We start from the raw sequence: 10,613 nt of genomic DNA on the forward strand, positions 1-10,613 counted from the left end.
AGTACCCGAAAGTTTAACGATTCCTTTCTTCAACTGTTTACTACTAATCGCTTGAATCGTGTAGACGAGAAGGTTTCGCCCTTTGGTCTTGTCTTTGTAATTTGGCAATTTCGGGCGACCCGTGAATTTTGAAGAATCGGCTTTATAAGCTTTAACGGCTTCAAAAAACGATTTCCAATTCTTATCTAGCACCATCAAGATTTGCTGACTTACTTTGGCTGGTAAAGCCTTGTAGGCTTGATGAGACTTCATCAATCGGTTCATTTCGTTATAACTGACATAGCCCCATCCATAGATAAAGTTCTGACGAATGACATAATTGGCGGCATTGTACAGATTTTTGGACTTGAATGCTAGTTCGTCAATTTGGGCGAAACGAGGTTCCGTTGATTTAATGATATGCCTCTCGGCTAGTTGCACTCTGTACCTCCATCTTTCAGTTCGGCAATTATTTTTTCGGTTTTTCTGCTAGCACGTCGTTGTCCGTAAAGTCGGGCAGCAAAGCTAGTAACTATAGCCACCAAGTCTTGCATTAGCTCATCTTTTCCATTCTCCGCTAAATTAACTATTTCTAGCTTAATTCCCAATCTCAGAAGTAGAACGTCTAGATAATTTGTACCAAATCGAGCCAAACGGTCTTTATGTTCAACTAGCAAGATGTCGTAGTCATCTTGCTGCAACAATGCTTCTAACTGTTTTCTATGATCGTTTAATCCGCTGCCAATTTCTTTGACATTTTTAACAATTTGATAACCGTTAGCAATGGCGTACTCCGTTAATCTCTGCGATTGACGGTTGAGGTTATCCTTGTTTTCTGAAGATGAAACTCGACTGTAAATAGCGACTCGGTTCTGTTTGCTCTGGTTTGATGGCGACTGCGGTAAGTAGTCAACTATAATCAGACCGCTTTCTGCCTGCCGTGCCGGATGTGGCAGCTTATTTGCCTTCCACCAGCGCCACGCGGTTGTGTAACTTATGCCTATTGCTTTAGCGTAGTCAGGTAGTTTCATTTCGACCTCCTGATTACAGGATACCATCATCGCCTACCAATGCTTATAAATTTAATAAAGTTTTACAATACCTTATATGCTCTTCAGGCGAGGCGAACATCCCCAGAATATGCTAAAAACTATCAAAAAATGGCTCGATCGAGAACGCCGAGTATTAATTACTGCGAGTGCCGTTGGCGGTACGGTGATTCTACTGCGCTGGTTAGGATTTTTGCAGGCGTTGGAATGGGCTGCTTGCGATCGCTTTGTACGCTGGCGGCCCGCCGAACCAGTGGACTCGCGCATCGTCATTATCGAAATTAACGAAGCTGACTTGCAAAAATACGGCTACCCCATGTCCGATGCTGTATTGGCCCAATTGCTGCAAAAATTGCACGCTGGGAAGCCGCGGGCGATTGGCCTCGACGTTTACCGAGATTTGCCGACTCAACCGGGTAATGCCGAATTGGTCAAAACTTTTAAAACTATTCCCAATTTAATTGGGATTGAGTTAATGCCAGACGAAACCAGATTTGGAGTGCGCCCGCCTCCGGTACTGGAAAAGCTCGATCGCATCGGTTTCAACAACGTTGTCCTCGACGCTGACTCAAAAGTGCGCCGAACTTTGCTCTACGCTTGGCCTGGAAACGGCAAAACCCATCAAAGTTTAGCGCTGAGACTGGCTTTGCTTTACCTCGAAACCGAAGGGATTTCCCCTGAACCTGCAACAGTCAATCCTAAATACTTGCAGTTAGGCAAGGGGGTGTTTCAGCGTTTTAAACCGAATGATGGTGCTTACGTGCGATCGGACAGTCGCGGCTATCAAATTCTCACCAACCTGCGCCACCCACGAGGCAGTTTTCGCACGGTATCGATGAGCGACGTGCTTTCTGGCAAAGTACCGGTTGATTTTGTGCGATCGCGCGCTGTCTTGATCGGCTCAACTGCCCCCAGCCTCAAAGACTTTCACCAAAACGCTTACAGTTCTGGTTTGTTTGCTCCTCCCCAGCCAATACCCGGAGTTGAGCTTCAGGCTAATTTCTTGAGCCAAATTTTGAGTGCGGCCCTCGACGGGCGCGAGGGTATTAAAGTTTGGCCAGAGGCGGCGGAGTGGCTGTGGATTTTACTGTGGTCGTGGGCGGGAGCTAGTGTGAGCTGGAAGTTGCGATCGCTCGGGCGATCGGCTTGGTCTTTATCAAGTATCTGTGTAGGATTAAGTGCTAGTTTATACATAGCATGGTTGGCCGGTTGGTGGCTGCCGTTAATTCCTTCCATCCTCAGTCTGTTGGGTTCTGGCTGTGCAGTTGTAGCTTATCTGGCTCACATACAAGAAGAACTCAAACGGTCTAAAGAATTTTTACAATGGCTAATCGATACAATTCCCGACCCAATTTTTGTTAAAGATAGAAATCACCGCTGGGTTGTTTTGAATCAGTCATATTGTCGGTTTATTGGGTATCCTTTAGAAATTTTAATTTCTCGCACCGATTACGAGTTATTTCCCCAAGCCGAAGCGGATATATTTTGGCAGCAAGACGAATTAGTATTGCAAACTCAGCAGCCACTAGAAAATGAAGAATATTTTACTGACGCTCACGGAATTACCCATCTGATTTCGACTAAAAGATCCCTGCATAAAGATGCTGCGGGGAACCTATTTTTAGTTGGAGCGATCAGAGATATTACCGAACGCAAGCGCCTGGAAGATGCCCTCAAGCAAAAAAATGCTGAACTCAGCCACCAAGCCTATCACGATGCTCTCACCGGTTTGCCGAACCGCAAAATGTTTCACGAATCCTTGCATCTGTCCCTGGAAAGAGCCTCCAGCAATCAGGAATTGGTAGCTTTACTGTTTTTAGATTTAGATGGATTTAAGTCAATCAATGATACTCTCGGACATCATGCGGGTGATTTGCTCTTACAAGCAGTGGCCGGGAGGCTCAAAAAATGCTTGCGCGGTAGCGATATTATATCGAGGTTGGGTGGCGACGAGTTCACTGTCATCTTGCCGGGAATTCCTGGTAGCGAAGAAGCTGCGAAAGTAGCTCAAAAAATTTGTGACACCATTATGCAGCCTTTTACTTTAGAAGAACATACAGTTTCTGTAACTACAAGTATTGGCATTAGTTTGTATCCAATTGACGGTCAAGAGTCAGATATTTTAGTTAACAATGCTGATGCTGCGATGTATCGTGCTAAGGAAGGCGGGAAAAATCAATATCAATTTTCGTAATTAATCTCAGTTCAAAAACACAATCCAACTGTAAGTCAGTGGTGCCAACTTTTATGCTTAAGTTATTTTCAATTCTTCGACTTACAATCTTATTATAAAACATTGTATAAGATGTCATCTATCATTAGATAGATTTATAAAAATATGCAGCTTAAGACAGCAAATAGCCGTCTCATTTAAATGTTAAGAAATATAAAAAGATTGGGATTAGTTTCAAAAAAGACGGCAACGGCAAGCCCGCGCTCCAAACGGTTATGGAGTAAGTCATTCCCATAATAAATCGCAAATTGTAGCAGACTGGAGACCCAATTCAAATCGCCAAACAGCATTGATTAAAAAAAATTTAAGTAAACTTACAAAAATTAATTAAAGGAAATGTAAAGACATAAGTGGAACTACGTAAATTCATAGATATAATAGGTTGTAGGGACGTGCATCTATTTGAGTGATTTGGATAAGACTATGAACACTATGCGTACTTTGATTGGGATCACAACAACGGCAATTCTGGCTGTCAGTATGCAAGTCAGTACGATCGGCATTGCAAATGCCGCCTTACTTGCTGGCAACTCAACCAGCTACTCAGCAAAAGACCCATCGACCTCCACAGTCTTGACAGAGGCGCGCACATCTGAGGCGCCCAATAACCCCAAAAAATACGAACCAGATCCCAATGGAAGTCCTAAAAGTGACGGTACAGGGACGCGCTAAACCCAATTTTTCAATATTCTATGGGCCCAGATTTGTACCAATGCGATTGGTTAATTAAAGTGTGACTGCACCAATCTCGATCGGTGAGGGGATAGTCCAGCCGGTAGTGACCACCGCGACTTTCCGTGCGAAACGCAGCACTTTTGAGAATTAAGTAGCCAATATCCAATAAATTGCCAACTTCCCCCCAATTTCGCAAAACCGAGCTATTTTCGGCATCAGCCGGCGAAAAATCGATCGTTTGTCCGGGCCGTAAATTATCAAGTGCTTGACTCAAAGCCAAAGAGGAAAATTCTTGCCGCCACATCTCAACTTGGACGATCGCACTTTCCAAATCCCTTTGTCCCCGACAAATTCCCGCACTCTGCCACACCAAACTCGGCAATTGGATTCGCAATTTTTCGATCGCCTCAATATCCTGTTGTGAAACCGATTTTTCCAAGATTTCCCCTGCATCTTCCTCCTCTGGTAAGGCTTCGGACTTTTTACCTTCTAACTGCAAAAGTCCCATTTGCGCGCCAAAAACCAGACATTCCAGCAGTGAATTGCTCGCCAACCGGTTAGCGCCGTGTACCCCCGTACTCGCAGTTTCTCCCACCGCATACAAACCCGGAATCGAAGTTTGGTTGAACTTGTCAGCCACAATTCCCCCCATCCAGTAATGGGCGGCGGGCGTCACCGGCACAGGTTCGGCAAAAATATCAATTCCCCAATCAGCGCACACTTGAATAATATTCGGAAACCTGTAGCGCAGTCGATCGCAGTCGATCGGGCGCAAATCCAGCCAAACATGAGGTTCCCCCGTCTTCTGCAAGTGGCGGAAAATAGCGCGGCTGACAACATCCCGAGGCGCGAGTTCCCCGCTGGGGTGAGAGTCAAAAGCAAAGCGATATCCCTTGCTGTCAACTAAATGAGCCCCTTCTCCCCGCACCGCTTCGCTAATCAGAAACCGAGGCGCGCCCGCTTTGCTGAGGGCTGTCGGGTGAAACTGCACAAATTCTAAATCTCGCAGCAGCGCCCCGGCGCGCCACGCAATGGCTACCCCGTCCCCGGTACTTACCGACGGGTTGGTTGTTTGAGCAAAAACCTGTCCGCCGCCGCCTGTAGCCAGCACTACGGCGCTAGCCCGCAGCCATTTGACTTGGGAGTCGCAAATTGAGCTAATTCCCTGACACCGCCCGGTTTTGTCTAGCCACAGACTCAAAGCAAAGGCTGGGGATACGAGTTGAATGTTTTTGCGGTTTAATACTTTTGCTGTCAGGGTACTGACAACGGCTTTTCCTGTGGTGTCGGCGGAGTGGAGCACTCGGCGGCGGGAGTGGGCGGCTTCTAGGGTGAGGGCTAAATCTGGGCCAGTGCGATCGAATGCAACGCCCATTTTTACCAGGGAGTCTATGCAAGCAGCAGCTTCTTCGACTAAAAATTGCACTGCTTCTAAATCGCAAAGACCTGCTCCCGCAGCCAGTGTATCCTGAACGTGGAGTGCTGCGGAATCTTCTGGGGCGATCGCTGCGGCAATGCCTCCTTGAGCCCAATCGCTTGCAGAAACAGGCATAATATTTTTATTAATCAAGCCTACGTGCAAATGTTCTGGTAGACAAAGCGCCGTGTACAAACCGGCTGCGCCAGCACCTATCACCAATACGTCAAATTTGTCAGTCATAAGTCAGCCGATTTTAGATTTTAGATTTTAGATTTTAGATTTTAAAATTAACTTTACAGATGAATCTGGGTAATATAAATGTCGATTTTAGATTTGACTCTACAGATGACTTGAGGGGCTGGAACTGTCCATTTTAGATTTAATAATTGAATAATTTAATCTACAGATGAATCTGGATTTAAACAAATATCTAAAATTTTTTCTCTCCACAAAATCGGAAGCTTGTATCCGTCTTTGGGTTCGATCCTGTTTCAAGGCATTCGGCATTCATCAGCCGGAGCCAGAAGCCAGAAGCCCTAAGCCCTAAGCCAGAAGCCAGAAGCCATAATTCATGAATTAACAAAAAATTACTAATGACTAATGACTAATGACTACTGACTAATGACTATTGACTACTGACTACTGACTAATGCCTTCAAAAGAGGCTCACTGCTATCTAGTCGTAGAGACCATTATTCAACCTGGTGTCTCCTTCAATAAAGACTGATTCGACATCAGTTACGGTGAATTTGTCCAGGTTAGCTTGCAGCACCTTTTTTTGAGCTTCCGTCAAGCCTGAAATGTTGAGTACGTCCTCAACTTTTTCGTAAGGAGCATTCTTAATAATTTGTCCAGCTAAAGTGGGATACAACCCTCGAAAGTCCCGAAAGTCGCGGACGGCGCTGTTGTTCAAATCAAGTTTTTTGCCGTATTCTGTGGCAAGCTTGTCATCGGCGCGATTGGTTCTAGCCGGAACATCAACTGCTATGAGCGAGGCTGATGGCAAGGCGATACGGCTCAGGTTCGCCGCGATCGCGCTCATGTCTCCAGCCCATGCAAAGCAGCCCAGCACTAAGCCCAATACTGCCAATAGACGACCCAATCGTTTCATGAAGTTTTGTCTCCCAATTTCATACACAGCATTTATGTAGAGACTACCATTTTGCTTATGCAGTTTTTCAGATAAATCCCCAGCAGGCCGAGGACTGTTAACAAAATTTACATCCAAGAATTGACATTGCTCTCAATATATGCTATGCAACGTAGTTGAGACGATCGATTAATTTTTGGCTGCACACCCAATTTTCTAGCTATCAAGAACTCTTTCCTTTCCTTTTGAGAAAAGCGTTCAAGTCAGTATAATTACTGCCGTAAGTCACGCTGGGAGTGTCGTAACCCTTCAAAGTAACGATGTGCTGCTCGAAAGCTTCTTGGGCGCCCAATTCCGTCAGGTATTTGTAGGTTGTTTCTCCCACGGCAATATCCTTGCCGATATCCTTGGTGCAAGACTCTAGGCGAAATGCGGCGTTTACAGTGTCTCCCAAGGCGGTGTAGTCCGATCGATCGCTGCTGCCGGAATTTCCCACCATTGCATAGCCAGTATTGATTCCAGCCCCAACTCGCAACGGAAAAGGCAGGGGGTAACGGCTGCTGAGTAAATCAGTTGCCTTGTGCAGTTGGCTTAAAGCTTGGCAAATCCGCATCATTTCTTCGCTGCTGACGCCGCTTGGTTTGTGGAACCAGACAGCCATGATGGCATCGCCGATGTATTTGTCCACCCAACTGCCATGTTCGCGAATGATGTGTCCGGCTTTGCGGAACCAATTGCCGATGACTTCCGAGAGGATGGTTTCGTCTAGCTGTCTAGTCAAAACTGTAAAGTCTCGGATGTCCATTACCATGACAGTAATCAGGCTGCGTACCGTCAAAGTAGCTGTAAAATCTTCAGAGTCTGTGTCGTGCAGGCGATCGAGCCGGCGCCCTCCGGTTGGGTTATGGAAGTCCAACTCGGTTTGACCGAAAATAATTCGATCGCCATTTCTGAGAGTGACAGGAATACTCACCCGCCGCCCGTTGACAAAGGAACCGTTGCGGCTGCCCAAGTCGATCAGGTAAAACTCTCCGGTCTCCATTTGCTGTAACATCGCGTGATTTCGGGAAATCCAGCGATCGGTCAATACAAAATTATTGTCATCATTTCGCCCTACTGTCCAGCAATTGCTGCCGGAGAGCGGCAAGTAGCGATTGCCGCTTTCTGTACGAAGTAACAAATGTGGATTGGCTTGCAAAGTCACCACAGCCCTAGAAACAACATCAAGTCAACCGATTTGAGGTTTTCAACTTTAAATTTTAACTTTAGTACGCGGCTCATAACTAAGATTGCCACTAAAAACCTGAAATCGGCTGTTCTAAAAATTTAAAATAGTTTAGTCGATCGATGCACCGAACCCATAAAGCATTGCCAAATTACCGCCTGATAACCACCGAAGGTAGTTACCGCTCGATCATAGGCCAAAGCGTAATATTTTGCACGCCAAAGATGTACCTAGGCAGTTGCATTGGCTGCTTTTTGGCAAAATATAACTTAATTTCTGCTTCTGTTGCCAAAAAAAAAGCTGGACAATGGTTCTCGTCTCAGACAACCCTGTGGTTACACACAAGCTATCTTTGAGATTTGTTGCTACACTTCCACTTTTTGAAGAGTCCAACAAAACCTTTTCCTCGCTGCGGCGCTGAATCAATTAGAAACACGAGAATTTTATGTTGTCGAAAAGAATTTTGCCTTGTTTGGATGTGAAAGCTGGCCGTGTGGTCAAAGGTGTGAATTTTGTCAACCTTAAGGATGCTGGGGATCCGGTGGAAATGGCTCAGGTATACAATGATGCGGGTGCTGATGAGTTGGTGTTTCTGGACATTACGGCGACTCACGAAGACCGGAACATTATGATTGATGTGGTGTACCGGACTGCCGATCGAGTATTTATCCCTTTGACGGTGGGTGGCGGCATCCAATCCTTGGACACCATTAAAAGTTTGTTGAGGGCGGGCGCTGATAAGGTAAGTATTAATTCAGCGGCAGTGCGCGATCCGAGTTTGATTGACAAAGCGAGCGATCGATTTGGCAATCAATGTATTGTATTGGCGATCGACGCTCGCAAACGCCAAGATGCGGACAATCCCGGTTGGGACGTGTACGTGCGCGGAGGGCGTGAAAATACAGGCTTAGATGCGATCGTCTGGGCCAAGGAAGCCGAAAAGCGCGGCGCCGGCGAAATTCTAGTGACAAGCATGGACTCTGACGGCACTCAAGCCGGTTACGACTTATCATTAACCCGCAGCATCGCCGAAGTTGTAGAAATTCCCGTGATTGCTTCCGGCGGCGCCGGCAACTGTCACCACATCTACGAAGCCGTGACGGAAGGCAAAGCAGAAGCAGCCTTACTGGCTTCCCTGCTGCACTACGGGCAACTTAGCGTCGGAGAAATTAAGACTTATCTAGCAAAATGTCAAGTTCCCGTGCGGCAACAGTAGTTCTTTGCATCAGCAAGATTGGTAACAGGCTTTCTGGCCTGTTCCACATCAGCAATAGGCTTTCTCGCCTGTTCCGCGATAATTAGATTTTCCTGTGGGGTGGGCGAGAGGACTCACCCAAAGGCGATCGTTACTGCTGCAAATAGTGCCTGATGCCAGGTGCATTAAACAGCAGAATTTTGTTGATTTTACCTTCAGATAACAGTTTAAGAAAAGCATACAACCAAAGACAAGCTGAAAACTCATAAAAATAATACGGGATGCGGGAAACGAGCGAGACTTTAGTCCTGAGAGGGAAGTGGCACGAGGGAATGAGAGTCCCCGTCTTCTTTCTTTCTTTCTTTCTTTTTAAATATTTTGTTGATTGACCTTGAGATATCTAGTATAATAACTGAAAGTAGACAAATCAACCAATATTCAGGAAAATAGAGGTGACTAAAACCCAAAAAACAATGGGAGTTCAGCAAGTATTACTGTCTCCAACCAAACAAATTAAAGCATTGTTGGAGTATCTCTGCCAACAATCAGGTAAACTTTACAACAGTGGGGTTTATTTGGCTCGTCAAACTTTTTTTAAGACCGGAAAACTGTTGACGGGAAAATTCGACTTATCTTTTGAATCGTCAGTTGCCAAATCAATGGTTGCTAAGTCGTTGCCATCAACACCAATGCAGCAAACATTGATGTCAGTCACAGAAGCCTTCAAATCTTTTAAAGAAGTAAGAGATTTGTACATCAAAGGTCAATTGCATTTCAAGCCCAAGCCACCGGGATACCTGACAGGTTCTAAGTTGTTCAAAGTTGTTTATCCTAATTCGGGAGGGTTAAGACCGAAACTTGTTGGCAATCAGTTAAGATTTTCCTTGGGTTTAACAGTAAGGCGATGGTTTGGAGTTTCTGAATTCTTTTTACCTATGCCATCGAATCTGGATTTTTCCAAAGTGAAAGAGTTTACGATTCTCCCTAAGAATGGTGCTTTTTATCTGGAAATATCCTACGAGGTTGAAAAACAACAACATAATCTGGACATTGGTCAAGCATTATCAATTGACTTGGGAACTGCTGATAATAAAGCCAGCTTGTGTCGATACATTAGGAAATTCTTTTTTGATTGATTCTCGTGCAATGAAAGCGATGAATCAATTGTGGAACAAGAAAGTAGCAACTAGACAAGAAGGAAAGCCAGAAGGTTATTGGGATAATTGGTTAGACCGTGTTACCCGAAAACGTAATCACCAAATGCGTGATGGTATCAATAAGGCTGCCAAGTTGATTGCTAACCATTGCCTGAAATCTGGAATTGGCACACTGATAGTTGGGTGGAATGAAGGTTTTAAGTCTAACAGTAATCTAGGTAAAGTGAACAATCAAAAGTTTGTTCAAATGCCTTTAGGTAAACTCAAAAATAGATTAAAAGAACTGTGCGATTTGCACGGTATCAGGTTTGTTGAAACAGAAGAAGCATATACATCGAAAGCTAGTTTTTAAGGGTGGTGACTCCCTACCCAAATATGGTGAAAAGCCATCTGGGTGGAAAGCATCTGGAAAACGAATTAAACGTGGCTTGTATCGATCAGCAAATGCTTCGATTGTGAATGCAGACTTAAATGGTGCTGCCAATATTCTGAGAGTGCGATTCGTTTAGCTGAAACCCTTGCTATATAAGCAATGCGGAGGATGGCTAGCCAGGGACGACCTGGATAACTGAGTGGAACATGATGGTGAC

The 10,613-nt window shown here is 45.2% G+C and carries 9 protein-coding genes and 1 pseudogene; 5 read left to right on the plus strand and 5 right to left on the minus strand.

What is annotated here, in order from left to right; translation table 11 throughout:
• Both JGK36_RS31625 and JGK36_RS31630 read right to left on the minus strand, forming a co-directional pair.
• Nucleotides 1-420 (minus strand): annotated as a pseudogene (locus tag JGK36_RS31625) (RNA-guided endonuclease TnpB family protein); the annotation flags it as partial.
• Nucleotides 411-1,010: an IS607 family transposase gene (locus JGK36_RS31630; protein ID WP_293185309.1), complete on the minus strand. Its 600-nt coding sequence runs from the start codon at nucleotides 1,008-1,010 to the stop codon at nucleotides 411-413. The gene JGK36_RS31630 and the pseudogene JGK36_RS31625, both read right to left, overlap by 10 nt.
• Nucleotides 1,011-1,086: 76 nt before the next feature.
• Between JGK36_RS31630 and JGK36_RS31635 the strand changes: the two genes are divergently transcribed.
• Nucleotides 1,087-3,222 (plus strand): CHASE2 domain-containing protein, encoded by a 2,136-nt coding sequence (locus JGK36_RS31635; protein ID WP_293199139.1) that lies wholly within the window; start codon nucleotides 1,087-1,089, stop codon nucleotides 3,220-3,222.
• A gap of 462 nt (nucleotides 3,223-3,684) precedes the next feature.
• Entirely contained in the window at nucleotides 3,685-3,933 is a 249-nt protein-coding gene (locus JGK36_RS31640) for a hypothetical protein (RefSeq protein WP_293192643.1), read from the plus strand.
• A gap of 10 nt (nucleotides 3,934-3,943) precedes the next feature.
• Here the strand turns inward: JGK36_RS31640 and nadB are convergent, their stop codons facing one another.
• The 3 genes from nadB to JGK36_RS31655 all read right to left on the minus strand — a co-directional run bounded on the left by nadB (nucleotide 3,944) and on the right by JGK36_RS31655 (nucleotide 7,653).
• Nucleotides 3,944-5,596 carry an L-aspartate oxidase gene (nadB, locus tag JGK36_RS31645; protein ID WP_293199136.1) on the minus strand — a complete coding sequence of 551 codons (1,653 nt, stop codon included), beginning with the start codon at nucleotides 5,594-5,596 and terminating at the stop codon, nucleotides 3,944-3,946.
• 436 nt (nucleotides 5,597-6,032) lie between these two features.
• Nucleotides 6,033-6,467 (minus strand): photosystem II complex extrinsic protein PsbU, encoded by a 435-nt coding sequence (gene psbU / locus JGK36_RS31650; RefSeq protein WP_293185315.1) that lies wholly within the window; start codon nucleotides 6,465-6,467, stop codon nucleotides 6,033-6,035.
• Nucleotides 6,468-6,669: 202 nt separating this feature from the next.
• Entirely contained in the window at nucleotides 6,670-7,653 is a 984-nt protein-coding gene (locus JGK36_RS31655) for an adenylate/guanylate cyclase domain-containing protein (RefSeq protein ID WP_293185317.1), read from the minus strand.
• 463 nt (nucleotides 7,654-8,116) lie between these two features.
• Between JGK36_RS31655 and hisF the strand changes: the two genes are divergently transcribed.
• The 3 genes from hisF (at nucleotide 8,117) to JGK36_RS31670 (ending at nucleotide 10,375) form a co-directional block, all read left to right on the plus strand.
• Nucleotides 8,117-8,887 (plus strand): imidazole glycerol phosphate synthase subunit HisF, encoded by a 771-nt coding sequence (hisF, locus tag JGK36_RS31660; protein ID WP_293185318.1) that lies wholly within the window; start codon nucleotides 8,117-8,119, stop codon nucleotides 8,885-8,887.
• A gap of 431 nt (nucleotides 8,888-9,318) precedes the next feature.
• Entirely contained in the window at nucleotides 9,319-10,002 is a 684-nt protein-coding gene (locus JGK36_RS31665) for a transposase (protein WP_293185319.1), read from the plus strand.
• Entirely contained in the window at nucleotides 9,995-10,375 is a 381-nt protein-coding gene (locus JGK36_RS31670; RefSeq protein WP_293185320.1) for an IS200/IS605 family accessory protein TnpB-related protein, read from the plus strand. The genes JGK36_RS31665 and JGK36_RS31670 overlap by 8 nt, the downstream gene beginning before the upstream one ends.
• Nucleotides 10,376-10,613 lie beyond the last annotated feature (238 nt).

Source organism: Microcoleus sp. PH2017_35_SFW_U_B (assembly GCF_020737865.1).
In the GTDB taxonomy this organism is placed as follows: domain Bacteria; phylum Cyanobacteriota; class Cyanobacteriia; order Cyanobacteriales; family Microcoleaceae; genus Microcoleus.